Origin of the sequence: Rhizobium anhuiense, assembly GCF_003985145.1 — a bacterium.
GTDB classification, from domain to species: domain Bacteria; phylum Pseudomonadota; class Alphaproteobacteria; order Rhizobiales; family Rhizobiaceae; genus Rhizobium; species Rhizobium anhuiense.
In genome coordinates this window covers 164,892-179,717 of record NZ_ML133524.1, presented here as the reverse complement: position 1 = coordinate 179,717, position 14,826 = coordinate 164,892, and the positions used below count along the sequence as shown (strand labels likewise).

The 14,826-nt window shown below is 59.0% G+C and carries 15 protein-coding genes and 1 pseudogene; 6 read left to right on the top strand and 10 right to left on the bottom strand.

The window, feature by feature from the left end:
* Positions 1–145 precede the first annotated feature (145 nt).
* Entirely contained in the window at positions 146–778 is a 633-nt protein-coding gene (locus tag EEQ99_RS14155) for a class I SAM-dependent methyltransferase (RefSeq protein WP_063474285.1), read from the bottom strand.
* 485 nt (positions 779–1,263) lie between these two features.
* On the opposite strand from EEQ99_RS14155, the gene EEQ99_RS14150 reads away from it, so the two are divergent.
* Positions 1,264–1,479, top strand: a complete 216-nt coding sequence (locus EEQ99_RS14150) for a hypothetical protein (RefSeq protein WP_127430640.1) — start codon at positions 1,264–1,266, stop codon at positions 1,477–1,479.
* A 6-nt stretch (positions 1,480–1,485) separates the two neighbouring features.
* Here EEQ99_RS14150 and EEQ99_RS14145 read toward each other — a convergent pair whose 3' ends face one another.
* On the bottom strand, positions 1,486–1,719 hold the full coding sequence (locus tag EEQ99_RS14145) for a DUF982 domain-containing protein (RefSeq protein WP_047616438.1): 234 nt from the start codon (positions 1,717–1,719) through the stop codon (positions 1,486–1,488).
* Positions 1,720–1,913: 194 nt separating this feature from the next.
* Here EEQ99_RS14145 and EEQ99_RS14140 point away from each other — a divergent pair, with 194 nt between their 5' ends.
* Entirely contained in the window at positions 1,914–2,126 is a 213-nt protein-coding gene (locus tag EEQ99_RS14140; RefSeq protein ID WP_029872887.1) for a hypothetical protein, read from the top strand.
* A gap of 3 nt (positions 2,127–2,129) precedes the next feature.
* Here the strand turns inward: EEQ99_RS14140 and EEQ99_RS34615 are convergent, their stop codons facing one another.
* The 3 genes from EEQ99_RS34615 to EEQ99_RS14130 form a co-directional block, all read right to left on the bottom strand.
* Positions 2,130–2,279 (bottom strand): hypothetical protein, encoded by a 150-nt coding sequence (locus EEQ99_RS34615; protein ID WP_047616637.1) that lies wholly within the window; start codon positions 2,277–2,279, stop codon positions 2,130–2,132.
* Positions 2,280–2,339: 60 nt separating this feature from the next.
* Positions 2,340–2,633, bottom strand: coding sequence for a helix-turn-helix domain-containing protein (locus EEQ99_RS14135; protein WP_047616439.1), 294 nt, complete (start codon positions 2,631–2,633; stop codon positions 2,340–2,342).
* A gap of 82 nt (positions 2,634–2,715) precedes the next feature.
* A complete protein-coding gene (locus EEQ99_RS14130; RefSeq protein WP_127430639.1) occupies positions 2,716–3,897 on the bottom strand; it encodes an ROK family transcriptional regulator in 1,182 nt (393 codons plus the stop codon).
* Positions 3,898–4,259: 362 nt separating this feature from the next.
* Here EEQ99_RS14130 and EEQ99_RS14125 point away from each other — a divergent pair, with 362 nt between their 5' ends.
* A complete protein-coding gene (locus EEQ99_RS14125; protein ID WP_127430638.1) occupies positions 4,260–6,017 on the top strand; it encodes a glucosidase family protein in 1,758 nt (585 codons plus the stop codon).
* 20 nt (positions 6,018–6,037) lie between these two features.
* On the opposite strand, the gene EEQ99_RS14120 is transcribed toward EEQ99_RS14125, so the two are convergent.
* Complete coding sequence (locus tag EEQ99_RS14120; protein ID WP_025554907.1) at positions 6,038–6,652, bottom strand: GNAT family N-acetyltransferase; 615 nt, start codon at positions 6,650–6,652, stop codon at positions 6,038–6,040.
* A gap of 177 nt (positions 6,653–6,829) precedes the next feature.
* Between EEQ99_RS14120 and EEQ99_RS14115 the strand changes: the two genes are divergently transcribed.
* The 3 genes from EEQ99_RS14115 to EEQ99_RS14105 all read left to right on the top strand — a co-directional run bounded on the left by EEQ99_RS14115 (position 6,830) and on the right by EEQ99_RS14105 (position 10,027).
* Positions 6,830–8,167: an extracellular solute-binding protein gene (locus EEQ99_RS14115; RefSeq protein ID WP_063474288.1), complete on the top strand. Its 1,338-nt coding sequence runs from the start codon at positions 6,830–6,832 to the stop codon at positions 8,165–8,167.
* Between the two features lie 133 nt (positions 8,168–8,300).
* Complete coding sequence (locus tag EEQ99_RS14110; protein ID WP_047616639.1) at positions 8,301–9,194, top strand: carbohydrate ABC transporter permease; 894 nt, start codon at positions 8,301–8,303, stop codon at positions 9,192–9,194.
* Positions 9,194–10,027 (top strand): carbohydrate ABC transporter permease, encoded by an 834-nt coding sequence (locus tag EEQ99_RS14105; protein WP_097543010.1) that lies wholly within the window; start codon positions 9,194–9,196, stop codon positions 10,025–10,027. The genes EEQ99_RS14110 and EEQ99_RS14105 overlap by 1 nt, the downstream gene beginning before the upstream one ends.
* Before the next feature lie 52 nt (positions 10,028–10,079).
* Here EEQ99_RS14105 and EEQ99_RS14100 read toward each other — a convergent pair whose 3' ends face one another.
* From EEQ99_RS14100 to EEQ99_RS14085, 4 genes and pseudogenes are all read right to left on the bottom strand, one after another.
* Positions 10,080–11,324 (bottom strand): O-antigen ligase family protein, encoded by a 1,245-nt coding sequence (locus tag EEQ99_RS14100; RefSeq protein ID WP_127430637.1) that lies wholly within the window; start codon positions 11,322–11,324, stop codon positions 10,080–10,082.
* The gene (locus tag EEQ99_RS14095) at positions 11,321–12,883 is read right to left on the bottom strand and encodes an undecaprenyl-phosphate glucose phosphotransferase (protein ID WP_047616450.1); all 1,563 of its coding nucleotides are present in this window, start codon (positions 12,881–12,883) and stop codon (positions 11,321–11,323) included. The genes EEQ99_RS14100 and EEQ99_RS14095 overlap by 4 nt, the downstream gene beginning before the upstream one ends.
* A 73-nt stretch (positions 12,884–12,956) precedes the next feature.
* Positions 12,957–14,127, bottom strand: a pseudogene (locus EEQ99_RS14090) (glycosyltransferase family 4 protein).
* A gap of 3 nt (positions 14,128–14,130) precedes the next feature.
* On the bottom strand, positions 14,131–14,706 hold the full coding sequence (locus tag EEQ99_RS14085) for a polysaccharide biosynthesis/export family protein (protein WP_047616454.1): 576 nt from the start codon (positions 14,704–14,706) through the stop codon (positions 14,131–14,133).
* Positions 14,707–14,826: the final 120 nt, after the last annotated feature.

The window sequence follows — 14,826 nt, the reverse complement described above, 5'->3', positions numbered from 1 at the left end:
GGCGGAAAACGGAACGAGACATGGCCAGTAGTGCTGAAACGGGAACCGAAAACCCCGGAAAAGTCCCGAACGAAAACGTCATTTGTTGATGTTGCAGACGAGTTGCTACGCCGTCATTGAAAACACGGCGGGCCTTACGCCGTCTTCAGTGCGGTTTCTGAGCGATCGCGATCATCGACTTCGCCAGCAGCGGAATCCTCCCGACATATTCGAAGTCGACGTCTTCGAAGCCTGTTTCGACGAGCAGCGTGCTGAGCGTTTCGGGAGACCAGAATTTGATATGGCCATGGTCCTTGAGCGGCATGAAATGGTCATCCATCTTTCCGCTTACGGCCAACGCCAGATTTTTCCAGTAGCCGTGAAAAGGCGTCGACACGACCGCGATGCCGCCGGGCTTGACCAGATCGTAAATGGTGGCCGAGAAAGATTTGGGATCATAAACATGCTCCACCACTTCAAGGCTTATCACCGCATCGAAGGTCCCGTACCGGCTGGAGAGATCTTCGTAACCAGAGCCGATCTCCAGCGGAAGATCGGGATGAGCCGTTCTCGCTTTCGCAATGCCGTCCTCGGACGGATCGACACCGACGACGTCGTAACCTTTTTTTGCCAGCACGGCGGCAGCACCGCCGGTGCCGCAACCGAGGTCGAAGACCGCAGTCTCGTTTGCCTCCTGAAAATTATTCTGGAGAACATCGACAACGGCCGGCAAGATATAGGAATGGGCGGTCGCCGGCTTGGCGTGGACATAGGTAGTCGCGTCCAGTTCGATAGACATATTACCTCCTGATAAGTGAGCCGCCGCAATGGTACGGCGGACTTTGACGGCAGTGTGGTGTCGTTGTGGTATTAAGGTGATAAACGCCGAAGGCGTTCGCGGCTGCCAAGGGATCTCCAGCGGTCCCGGAAGTCCGCGAAGCTGATTGACAGGGTGCCAGGAAGATGCTGAAAACGGGCCGCAATTGAGGTTGCCGCATTCTCGCGGACCAAAGGGCCGCTGTATCGGCTCCAGCCGTTTCGACCATTTAAAATAAATAACGCGCTGGAATACCCTTTGGGAGTGTGTCGCAAATAGTTCCTGTAGTTCTTTTTGGTACTCCCTCAGTTGGGAGAGGTGATGATTGTTGCATTTTGTTAAGGCTATACCGAGCTTTGAAGTTAAGAGTCCAATTTTTATTTGAAAAAGATCTGAACCCTCTTCGCTTTCTGGCGAATATGTGTAGATTAACATTATCCCTGTCAGAAATAGCCTAGTGCGAGCGCATGGCGGATATGAAGCAGAATCTCACTTGCAGGCAGGCCCTCGCAGCCGCTTTCCAAGCTCTGTCGGAAGACGCCGTCAAAGCCGGCTGGTCAGAGGGCGATGTCGCCCTCGCGCTCGCTGAACTCGCCGAGGAGCAGGTGATCGAAGTGACCGCCAAGGTCATCACGGAAGGCTCCATCCATACCCAGTTCGCCGCCAGCGGCCGTAGCAGCTAGAGCAATTCACACCAGCAATCCTGCCGCTTTGGCTGCCGTGACGAAGGAAGCCTGCGCTGCGCGCGGGCTGCGCAGTCCGTCGAGCGCATCCAGGCAATGCTGGCGCGCAACGCGATAATCGCGCCCGCGCTTGCTCGGCCACCGTTTCAGATATTCGACGGCCTCCCAGACGGTGGAAACGATCAGGCTGCTATTTGGAGAAAGGACCCGGACGGGGGAGGGAAAGCGTATTTCGCTCACGTCTGCACTCACTGATTCCTGCTACAAGCGCCACCAAACGCGCGGGACAAAATTTTGTTCCATAATTTTATTCCCCGGGAATTTGCGCAGTTGCTAAAGTTCGGACCGTCGCGCATAATGATTTTATGACGGTTGCGGAGGGCGGCCGGCGATGCAAGCGTGAATGCGTTTGCCCTCGGAGGATGTGCGGCGTGATGTTACGATCATCAATTCATCCGCATGATTTACCGCTATTTTCGGAAGATCTCGATTTGCTGTCGCAAGTGCTCGACAAGGTCTGCGACGAACGCGGCCTGGCCAGGACGACACCGGAGGCCGAGCGGATCGGTGCGGTCATCATTCAGCTCTACAGGCAGGGCGTGAAAGACGGCGGCAAACTCGCCGATCTTGCAAAAACCTATCTCTGACGATCAGTTCTGCTCGATCGACACACCATTCTTGCCGATGCTCATCTCGATCCCCTGCGGCTTGCTTTCCTCGTGGAAGATGTAGGCGCCGAGACCGACGACGGCGACGACGAGAACGCCGATGATGACGTAGAGACCATTGCTTCGGTTCAAGAGACTGCCCCCGGATGTGTTCATGGGACAGCGAAACGCTTAGCGCACCGATTGGTTCCGTCAGTCGTCGTTGGCGGCGTTGAGGTTTTCCGGCCGGATGCCGTCATCGCTGGAGCTGCGTGCGCGCAACCGGATGCCGGGGCCGCCTTCATCTTGATTGCCGCTGGAAAGGAAGATGATGCCGTGCGCTTCGAGCGTACTGCGCACATCGAACAGCGCGTGCGGCTCGCCCGCAAATTCACCGTTTTCGAGCGCCGTCACGGTCTCCACGGGCAGGCCGCTGGCGGCGGCGAGCTCTTCGATACTCATTCCGATCATGGCGCGCGCGCCGCGTATCTGCGTTGCCGTTATCATGGTGGAAAATCTAGCGCATTTGCAGCGCTTCTCAAGTGGCCCGGCGATTGATTGGCGAACGAAGCAATGCTGCATGCATTCTTCAAACGTCCCTCAGTTTTACGCCAAACAGATCATCATGCATGCGCTGGACCGCGATCCCCACGCCGCCCATTAGGGCGGCCCGGTTTCCGAAGCGGCTGATCTCGATGCGCGGCGGGTAAGGGGTACAACGCGGCAGGAAACGCCGGATGGCGTCCACGAGTTCCGGTCTCGAGCCGATGCTGCCACCGGTGATCACCAGTTCAGGATCAAGAGTTGCTCCGATTGCCGCAATGGCGACCGCCACCAGCCTGGCCGTCTCTTCGATTGCGGCCACGGCGCTTGTATCTCCTGCATTGAATGCGGCGAAGAGATCGGCCACGGTGGATGCGTCACGCCCGCCGAAACCGGTGTAGCGGCGCAGCATCGCCACACTGCCGACCGCGCTCTCAAAGGTTCCAAGCGTAAAGCCGCCGGGATCGAACGCATCCCCGCCGATCGGGAGATAGGCGATTTCGCCGGCCGCGCCACGCGCGCCGCGCAACAGAGTTCCGTTGGCGATGATGCCCATGCCGACGCCTGTTCCAAGGGCAACGAAAGCAAAATTGCCGGTTTCGACACCGTGTCCCTGCCACCGCTCCCCTTGCGCCGCAAGGTTCACATCGTTTTCCACGATCACGGTGATACCCATTCTGTCGCTGAAGACTTGCTGCAGATTTATGGCGTCGATGCCGGGGATATTCGGCGCGACGTTGATGTGTCCGGTGACCGGATCGAGCACGCCGGGTGTGCCCAGGACGGCGAGACGGAGCTTGTCGGCGGTGGTCCCGGCCGCAAGCGCGAGTTCAACGAGAAGATCGCTGAATTGATTGACGAGATGCATGCCTCCGCGCGGGTCGGTGGCCACTTTGGTTTCGGCAACCACGTTTCCCAACAGATCGCAGATGGCTGCGGCGATCTTGGTGCCTCCGAGATCGATAGAGACAGCCAGTCCGGCCCTCGCATTGATTTCATAGATAATGGCATTCCGGCCTGGACGACCGTCGGTCTGCCCGACAGGTTTCAGCCATCCGTCATCCTCGAGGTCGCGCACGACCTCGGAAATCGTCTGCTTTGACAGACCGGTCAGCTTGGCGATATCGGCGCGGGAGATCGGCCCGTTTGCCAAAATGGTTCGGATCACCGCATTGGTTGAAATTTTTCGTGCGATGGGTGTCTGTACGACGGAAGATGTCATTGCCATCCAGCCAGATCGATCCAATTAGTTCGGAGCGCATACTTAATTGGGGCGATATTAGATCATAATTATCAAGAAGAAGAGAAATTCGGAGGCTTGGCTCCGCCGTCCTCCCGGATTTGAGTATAGCAAGATCGGCAATTTGTCTATGTCCTTGACAAATAGGGATCGGCCTGTAGGCTGAGGTCAACGCGCAATCCAATGCGCGTGATATAAAGAGGGTCGAGGAGCAGTATGCGCCATACGTCTCGTCCGGGTAGACATGCGCTCGCCAAGGTCGTCCGAAGAGGAGCTGGCCTGGGCTTATTCGGCTCTATTTCTTTTTCTCGTCCTGCTGTCTGTTGAACTTGGCGTGCGGGGATCTGCCCATGATAAAGCCTTCGACTGATGGACAGCTTTTCGCCGAAGAGCCCGTATTACTGCCTGTCATGGCGCCGCGCCTTCAGGCCGATGTTCATCCGGGTGGATATGCTGATCTTGCCCTGTGGGGAGCCGGCAGCCTGGGGCGTGTGAGATTTTCTCCACTCACCGGCCCTTATGCTTATGCCCCGAACCGAGTCGTCTCGAAACAGGGCGGCGTGTTTGTCGCGCAGTCGCGGCCGGTGATGCTGATCCGCCAAGCAAGCCTTCGGGGCGTGTACCCTGCGCGTCGTTGCGCTTGGTGGCACGAGCCGGATGGCAAGGGTCCCAGGGTGAGGGTCACCCGCAACCACCATCGGCAGACTTTCGAAATGGCCTGGGGTGTCCTCATTGTCGAAACGTCGGGTTCGGATTTGCGGATCGCCATCGGCGCCTCAGGAGACGAAGCTGAGAAAGCGTTGAGCCTCACCAGCGAAGCCATCATCGGGGAAGCCGCTGAATATGCGGCGCGTTGCGACAGGATGCCCGAGGCCGATCCGTTGATGCGCAGCATGGTCAGCCAGGGGATACACGCCGCTCTTTCCAGCATCAGGCACGACGAAAACGGGGCCTTCGCTGGCCTTGCCGCCGGGCAGGCCTATAGTGCTCCGGCGCGAACCTATTACCGCGACGGCTACTGGACGATGCAGCCTCTTTTGATGCTGGCGCCGGAGGTGGTGCGCGACGAGATCCGAATTCTCGCCAAGGGAGTGCAGCCGGATGGAGAGGCCCCGAGCGGCGTGATCTTGACGGGGCCGGCGCAATCACAGGCCTGGCAGCACTTTGTCGCCGACAGCAAGGCCAATCCCAAAAACCACAAAAGAGCCGTTCCGGAATACCACAACCGTCCGCAGGACTGGTGGAGCGATCACTTCGACAGCCCGCTTTTTTTCATTCTGTTTCTGAGCGATTATTTCAGCGTGACGCAAGACCTGGCTGAGGTGCAACTGCACTGGCCGATCGTCAGAGCAATCACCGATCGCTATCTCGGCCTGGCCGGGGCTGACAGCGTTCTGCCGCTGAAACCGCGCAACGACCGGGACTGGGCCGACAACGTCTATCGTGAGGGTCTCGTCTCCTATGACCTCGGTCTTTTCGTCGGTGCCATGGACGCGGTGGCAAGGCTTGGCGAGGGCCACGATCCGACGCTTGCCGCACGCGCGCTCAAGACCGCAAATCTGGCCCGTGAAGAAATCGAGGCCAGGCTCTTCGTGCCGGCAACGGCGGGATATATCGATTATGGAACGCCTGGCGCTTTCATCGAGGATCATCTGGCTCTCGACAGCCTGACCTTGTCGCGATTCAGCGCAATTTCGAAGCATAGGGCCGTCGGCCTGTTGAAAGCTTTTGAAAACAGACTGGAAACGCGCAACAATCAACAACAGCCCTATGGCAGCTGGGGTGTCATGTGCGCCTATCCGCCATTCAAGCGGCAAGGCGATCTGCGATCCAAGACCGCTTTTCCCTACCGCTACCACAATGGCTCGGACTGGCCGTATTGGGATGGCGCCTATGCCGAAGAACGCCTTCGCCACGGACTTGGGGGTGCACGCTACGCACTGACACGCTGGTGGGAAACCTGCCTCGACAATGGCTGGATCGGTGCGGTGGAATATTTCTCGCCGCCTTATGGGCGCGGTTCCCTGCTTCAGGGCTGGAGTACCATGCCGGCGGCGGTCGTCTTGAAATATGGGCTGGACGCTGCAAATGCGGAGCCAAGGTCATGAACAATACTGCGCCGTCGGTTCTAGCGGGACCCCTCATCGATCCGCATCGCGAAGGCGACGGAACCATCCCGTTCGAATTCGGAAAAGCCGAGGTGATGGTAGAAGCCCCTGGCGCGGTGGTTGTTGGGATCGACACCGAGATGCACCGCTCGGACGCCGTGATCTCTCAGCGCCTCAAGCTCAATGCTGATCATCCTGCGTCCCCAACCGGCTGCCTGAAGTCCGGGAAGGATGTTGATGTGAAGATGCGCGGGGTAGTCGTCTTGAAGCCACGGCGTGCCGCTGCGCGGGTTTTGAATACGTTCGATCACGTCGGCGTCGCGCGGACGGGCGGGCGTCAGGCCAGCGATCTCCTGGCGGACGAACGGCCACCAATTCGCCTGCAACTCTCTGTCGAACGCGCTGGTATCCGGGACGCCGACGATATAGCCGACCGGGCGCCCGTCCTGAATCAACACAAAGGCAAAGTCTTCGGCGAATTTGAGATAGGGCACCGACCAGATGTAGCCGGGCAGATGCGGGTCGCTATAGAGCGCGCTGGCATCGTCGCCGCCGTTCGCGGTTTTCAGGCAGATGTCGAAAAGGGCTTCGGTATCCGCTTCGGTCGCCGGGCGGATGGAGCAGTTGTTGTCCATCACTTTGCCACCTCCTGCGTGGCGTTTTTTCATTTCAGGTTGCGAGGGAGGCTCATGCATTGACGATTACCTCAGATTCGCCAGCCCGGCAAAGCTCTGGGGGAAGAAAACGTTCGGCCGTCGCCTGGGCGGCAGGTCTGAACGGAAAGTGGAGAATAAATCAATGAGGTGGAACCGATGAATAGAAGCGTGAAATCGATCAACATACTGCCGGGATGCCAATGGAAGGCAGCCGTCGCGCTTGCTGGTGCAGCGCTTATAAGTTTGGGCCTTTCGGCAGCCGCGCGCGCTGACGATCTGGCTGTGTGGGATGACCAGACCTATGAAGGTCAGAGCGCTGTTATAGAGCAACTGAACAAGGAGTTCGAAGCTGCGCATCCCGGTGTCACGATCAAACGCACCGCCCGCACCTTTGATGACATGAAGTTGACGCTGAAGCTTGCGGTTTCGGCAGGGAACGGCCCTGTCATCACGAAGGTCAACCAGGGCGCCGGCGACATGGGCGCGATGGTCAAGGAAGGATTGCTCCTTCCGGTTGACGACTACATCAAGAAATACAGCTGGGACAAGCGGCAGTCGGATTCAGTGCTTGCTCGAGACCGCTGGGAGGATGGAAAGTTCGGGGTCGGCAAGACCTATGGCATATCAGGCCTCGGTGAGATCGTTGGTCTCTTTTACAATAAAAAGATCCTCGACGATGCGGGCGTAGCATTGCCGCAAACCTTCGAGGAGTTTCTGGCCGATCTTGATAAGCTGAAGGAAAAAGGCGTTGCGCCCTTCATGATGGGCTCGGCAAAGCAGCATCTGGCCCTGCACATGATCGGCGCCATCGAGCAAGCGCATATCGACGCGAGCAATCGCGCCGAACTTGATGATCTGATCTACGGCAGGGGCGGTTCCTGGAACACCAAGGGGAACATCGAATCCGCGAAACTCGTGCAGCAATGGGCACAGGGCGGTTATTTTTTCCCCGGTTTCGAGGGCATCTCGGGTGATGACGCCGTCCAGCTTTTCATATCAGGGCAGGGTGCCTTCCTGATCTCCGGAACCTGGTATTTCGGTGACATGCAACACAATCCGGATATCGGCTTCATGGCCATTCCCGCCCCGAAGGGCATTTCCAAACCATTGAGTGTCGGAGGCGTGGACCTTGCTTGGGCGATAACGAGCCTTGCCAAAACCAAGGCAACGCAGGACCTGGCAGGTGATTATATCGACTATATGGTTTCGGAAAAGGCTGCTGAAACCTGGGCCGCTGCCGGCTATCTTCCGGCAACGTCGCTGGCGGCCGACGCAAAGCCAAAGCTCACGCCGCTGCTGAGCTCCGGCATCGAAATGTGGAAGACACTCAACGCGAACGATGCGCTCGGCCATTACCCCGACTGGTCGAGCCCGACGATGCTGAAGACGATAGACGACAACACGCCGCTTCTTCTGTCCGGCAATATCACCCCCGAAGCCTTCGTCGACGCCATGGACAAGGATTATCAGGCGTATTTGAAGGATAAGAAATAAAAGGTGCGGGCGCTGGCCGCGGCCGTCCGCCTTGGACGCCGCGGCCCGCGTCTTGTCGATCCACGTTAAATTCAGCGCTGCGAGCTGCGGCTTGCAGCGCGATCACCAGCGCCTTGACTTCATGGAGTACTGGATGAAACGCTCCGCACTTGATGGCTCGAAACACACCAATTTTATCTATTTATTGCCTGGATTGCTGCTCTATGCGGCCTTTGTCTTTGGACCGATTATTGCGGCTTTGGCTTTGAGCCTGACCAGTTGGGACGGCTTGAGCATGCCCAGTTGGGTTGGCTTGGGCAATTACGTCGATCTCTTTTCCGACAATCGTTTTTATATCGCCTTGCGTAACAATGCCGCGCTGATGATCTTTTATTGTGTTCTGCCGCTGGTGCTCGGCATAGGCCTTGCCGCCTGCGTCTGGAATCTGAAGCAACGCGAACAGCTCGCGCTGCGGACATTCTTGTTCCTGCCTTACATCATGCCGACGGCCGTGTTGGGCATCATCTGGGCATGGCTCTACAATCCTGCCTTTGGCCCGTTCAATCAGTTTCTGAGAGCAGTAGGGTTAGGCGCCTTCGCGTTGCCGTGGCTCGGCGATTTCAATTTTGTGCTCCCCGCGGTCGGGATCGTTGCCACTTGGTATTTCTTCGGTTTTTGCATGGTCATCTTCCTCACAGGAATTCAGCGCATCGACCCGTCTCTCTTCGACGCCGCCAAGGTCGATGGCGCTTCGGCGCGAAAAACCTTTTTCTGGATCACGCTGCCGCTTCTATTGCCTGAGATAAGGGTGGTTTTGCTTTTGACGGTCATCGCGTCGATCAAGAGCTTCGACCTGATTTTCACGATGACCCGAGGGGGACCCGCCAACGCCACCCTCGTGCCGAATATCTACATGTATCAGCTCGGCTTCGAGCTCAATCGCTTCGGCGCCGCGGCGGCCATCGCCATTGTCGGCGCGGTACTCACATTCGTCATCAACTATGCAATTCACCGATTTGTGGGATCGCAGAATAAAGGATTGGCTTGATGAGCCGTTCGTCCAACTTTCCCGTCGGTGCGCTATTCCTCCGCATTGTCCTCTGGCTTCTTGCCTTCGTCACCATCATCCCCTTCCTGCTTCTGCTTCTGACGTCGATAAAGAGCAAGGCTGACGTTCTGCAGGGTGCGTTCGCTTTGCCGGCATATCCCCATTTCGAAAATTACGTCGATGCCTGGAATGCCGGACATTTCAACGTTTACTTCTGGAATTCGATTACAGTTGTCATACCCGTCGTTGCTGCCAGCGTCTTTCTGGGCCTGCTGACCGGTTTTGCCTTCGCTTACCTGTCATTTCCGTTTCGGCGCACGCTGTTCGCTATCCTGACGCTCGGCATGATGGTGCCGGCGGAGGCCTTCATCATCCCGCTTTATTATGAAATGCGTTATCTCGGCCTGATCAACACCTATGCGGCTCTGATCTTGCCGCAGATCGCGATGTCGATACCGTTCTCAACGATCTTCCTCGCCAGCGCGATGCAGCAATTGCCGGAAGAAGTTCTCGAAGCGGCGGTTCTCGATGGCGCCGGACGCTTCTATATCCTCCGTAAGATCGTTATCCCGCTTATGGTGCCGGCAATGTCGACGCTGGCGCTGTTCCTGTTCATCTGGACCTGGAATGAGTTTTTGATCCCCTTCATTCTGGTCAACGACGACGCCTATCGGACGCTGCCCCTCGGTATGCTGTTTTTCCAAGGGCGCTACACTGTCAATACGCCGGTTTTGACCGCCGGTGCGGTGATCGTCATTGCCCCGCTCATCCTGACCTATCTGGTTTTCCAGCGGCGGTTCATTGCCGGCCTGACGGCAGGAGCCACGAAATAGACCGCTGTGCGATTTCAGACGCGCAAAGCACGATGCGCCAGAGGGTCAGGCCTCACGCCGGTCCCTGGCGCCTTCGCCCGCGCTTGTGGCGCACTTCCAGCGCCGCGCAGCCCCAGACGGTGCCAAGCAGCAGATAGACATGGCGCCAGTGGTCGATGTCGATGACGTTGCCGATCGCCGCATGGCCGAGGACGGAGATCCAGGCGACCATCAGGAAGGGTTGCCACGGCCGGTCGAGCAGCAGGTATCGAAAGCCAAGGGCGAGCGTCCAGACAAGCATGCCGACATAGCTGACGAAGCCGAGCCAGCCATAGGTGGTCAGCGATTTCAGCCAGATATTATGCTCGTCCTCGGGAAACATCGTCCCGAACACCAGCGGACCGATGCCGAGCGGGCGCTCCATCATCATGGTGAAGCCGATCCGGTGGCGCTCGAAACGGCCGAGATGTTCGCCGTCATATTGCTGTACCAACTGGGCGCGCGCTGAAAACAGTTCTGCGACCTTCGGGATCTGTAGCGCCACCAGCAGCGAGGCGACCAGCATGATGATCGCCGCCAGCGATAGCACCAGGACCCTCAGACGAAAGGCGCCACTGCGCTCCTTGAGCAGCATGATGAAGATCAGCAGCACCAGGCCGAGAGCAAAAAGCCCCCAGGCGGCGCGGGAAAAGGAGAGGAAGATGCCGAGTGCAAGCACGAGCAGGGCGGCGGCCTTCAACGGCGATTTCTTCAGGTCGCCGGCCAGGATGCCGTGGATGAGGTAGAGCGATGGCGGCACCAGAAAGGGGCCGAAAACGTTGGGGTCCTGGAAGGCGCCTTTGGCGCGGTCGTAGAGCGTGAAGACCTCCGCGCCCGGAAATGCGTGGAAATAGCCGAGTACGCCGAGCGCCGAGGTGACGACGGCGGCGAAGGTCCAGGCGTTGAACATCAGCGGCAGCCGCTTGTGGCTGTCCTCGATGATCGCTGCATAGAACACCGCCGTCAGCGCCAGGAAGGTCGACACCGCGATATACATCGGCCCCGTCGCCAGGTCCTTCATCTGCGTCAGCGACAGCATGCCGCCGATATTGAAGGTGAGCAACAAGGCGAGCAGCGGCGCCACGCCGCGCGAAATCCTGAGGCCCAGGATGAACCAGAGGCCGATCAGCCCGGCCATCCAGAGTTCATAGGGCGCCGGCTCGTCGATCACGAAACCGGAGAGGAAGACGCCGAAGGCGACGAAGGCCGAGCCGATCAGGCGCAGCGTCATCCGCTGCGGGTGGGCGACACGGGGATATGTCGCCTCGATCGCGCTCAATAGGCGTTTTCCGTGTTGAGCAGCCGGATCGGTGTCAGGAACAGGATCTTGAGATCGAACCAGAGCGACCAGTTCTCGATGTAATAGAGGTCGTAAGCCGTGCGGAACTTGATCTTCTCGTCATTGTCGACTTCGCCGCGCCAGCCGTTGATCTGCGCCCAGCCGGTGACGCCGGGCTTGACGCGGTGGCGGGCGAAATAGCCCTCGACGACATCGGAGAAGGCGCGATCGCGCGCCTGGGCGAGAACGGCATGCGGCCGCGGACCGACCAGCGAAAGCTCGCCTCTCAGCACATTGAAAAGCTGCGGCAATTCGTCGATCGAGCTCTTGCGGATGATACGCCCGACGCGGGTAACACGTGGATCGCCCTTGGTCACCGCAGCCTTGCCTGTGGGGTCGGCCATGTTGGTGTACATCGAGCGGAACTTGAAGACGTTGATGATCTCGTTGTTGAAGCCGTGGCGCTTCTGCATGAAGAAGACCGGGCCTTCGGAGGTCGCCTTGATGGCGATCGCGGTCGCGACCATCACCGGCCAGAGCAGCGCAAGCGCGACCACGGTGAAGAAGATGTCGAAGCCGCGCTTGGCGACGGAATCCCAGTCGCGGATCGGCTTCTTGAAAATGTCGAGCATCGGCACCGTGCCGACATGCGAGTAGGCGCGCGGCCGGAAGCGCAGCCGGTTGGCATGCGCGGCAAGGCGGATATCGACCGGCAGAACCCAGAGCTTCTTCAAAAGGTCGTAGATGCGGGCCTCGGCCGAAAGCGGCAGGGCGATGATCAGCATGTCGATGCGCGTCAGCCGTACGAATTCGACGAGTTCGGCCACGGTGCCGAGCTTCGGATAACCGGCGACCATGATCGGCGAGCGTTTCTCTCCGCGGTCGTCGAAGATGCCGCAGATGCGGATGTCGTTGTCGTCCTGCTGTTCGAGGACGCGGATCAGATCCTTGGCCGGCTCGCCGCCGCCGACGATGACGGCGCGGCGCTCCATGATGCCGTTGCGCGCCCAGTTGCGGATGCCGTAAGCGACGAGGAAACGTTCGGCCACAAGGAAGAGCGCGCCGGCTGCGAACCAAGAAATATAGGCATCGACCATTGCCCATGTGGTGCCGCGAATGAGCGTAAACAGGCCGAGGGTCAGAAGAAGCGCGATCGTCCACGACGCCAGAATGCGCGGCATCAGCCGCAGCTTCGCCCGAAGCGCGGGAATGGTGTAGGTGTCGGTAAGCTGGAGGCCGATGACGGTCAAGGCAGAAGCGATCGCCGCCATGCCAGCCCGCACCAGCGCGGAATCGTGGCCGTCGCCGGGCCAGACATAGTGGACGATCAGGGCGATTGCGAAGAGCGCCAGGAATTCCAACAGCCGCAATTGCCCGATGATGATGGCCGGCGAATAGGTTCCATCGCGGAACTGCTCGGCGATCTGGCGGGCATAGGGGTTGATCTCGGTCGGGTCGGAAGGTTTTTCCTGACCTGCGTCGCCGCGCACCTCGATGTCGGAGACCTGCTTGCGCAGCGCTTCCACGTCGAATTGATCGCCTTTTTCCAGCTTGTTCATGGGGCCAGCTTGTCTATGGGGCATTGTCGCTCATTGTCACCGAGCGAAATACCAGAAAGCCCCTAAGAAATATTTACGAGGCGGCGGGCATTGCTTGGGCCGGCAGCGGTCTCGACGAGTTCGTGGTACAATTTCAGCACATCGCGCGCCATGACGGCGGAGGAAAACACCGCCTTCACCGCCTCGGGCTTCGGCATCGTCCTGGCGTGCCAGCCGGGCGTGCTCAGCGTTTCCGCCATGACGCGGGCGAGATCGTCGGAATTGCCGGGCTCCACCAGTGCAGCGCTGTCGGCGCCGAGCACCTCGGGAATGCCGCCGACTCGGCTTGCGATGATCGTCTTGCCGGCGCCGAGCCCCTCGAGCACGATATAGGGCATGGCTTCGGCGCGCGAGGGAACGACGAGGTTCTGCGCCATCGAGAAAGCCTCATGCACCCGCATTGCCGGCAGCATGCCGATACGTTTGCCGAGGCCGCGTTCGACCATCATCTCGCGGTAGCGGTCGCGATCCGGCCCGTCGCCGATCATCAGCGCCGACAGCGGCCTGCCGAGCAGCCGTTCGGTCTTGGCGAAGGCATCGACAAACAGATCGGGACCCTTGAGGTCCCGGAGCATTCCCACATAGATGAAATGCACGGCATCCGAACGGGTCGGGATCGGCTCGAAATCACGCTCGCTGATACCGTTATAGATCAGTTTCGTCTTCGTCCGCGGCTTACCCACCTTGCGTGCATAGGTGTCGCGCTCATATTCGCAGATGAAGACCAGCGCATCGGTGAAATATTCCTGCAGCCGCTCCATCCTCAGGACGAACTGTCCACTGAAGGAGGAGCGCGAATAATGCAGGCTTCCGCCATGTGCGGTATAGAGGCGGGCTACGCGATACCTGTTCACCCGCAACGCTGAGCCGGCAAGTCGCGCGAGCACGCCGCCCTTGGCGCCGTGTCCGTGCAGCACATCCGGCCGCAAACTTTTGATTTTCTTGTATGTATCCCACATCGTCGCAATATCGGACGGGCTGATCGAACGCCGGATCGGCACGCGTGTCAGGCCGAGCGAGAGATAGGGTCTTATATCGTCGAACAGGCTGTCCTCGTACTCGCCGCCGGTCGAGCTGTCGCAGAGGATGCCGATTTGATGACCGGCCTTGCTGTGCTCCTCGACCAAATCGCGGACATGGCGGAATATTCCGCCGACCGGCGACCTGAAGCAATGGAGGATGCGGAGCGGTCTCTGTTTTGACATTGCTCAGAAGAGCCGTTCGCGAACGTAGATCGTGTCGCCTGCAATGATCGGGCCCGATATGTTGATGCGGCCGGTCAGCACCTGTCCGTTGATCTTGCGGGTGACGTCGACCATGCTCTGGTTGGCGCGGCTGGTGAAGCCGCCGGCAACCGCGATGGCATTCTGCACCGTCATGCCGGGAACATAGGCATACTGGCCGGGCTGGCCGACTTCACCCATGATGAAGATCGAACGGTAGCGATCGACATCGATGGTGACGTCGGGATCGCGAAGATAGCCTTGCTGCAGTTTCTGGGCGATCTGCCCCGAGAGTTGCTGCAGGGTCCGGCCGCGGGCAGGGACCTGGCCGATGAGCGGGAAGGCGATATAGCCGGCCTGATCCACCGTATAGGTGTTGGTCAGGCTCTGCTGGTCGAAAACGGTAACACGCAACCGATCGCCGCTGTCGAGCGTATAGGGCTGGATGGTCGCCTCGTTGAAGGCCTTCGGAGCCGGCTTATACGTCGTGCAGCCGCCCAGTGCTGCCGTCATGGCTGCAAGGCTCAGGGCCAAAAAGATCTTGGGCTGGACGAAAGACATCCGTTTGTGCTCACAGAAAATGAACTCGGTGCAGTCGTTATCGATCCGTTAGGGTTAATGCCCGGTAAAGGACGCTTGCAATTTCCCGGTATCCTTGATCGATCGTCCCTCCTCTACTTG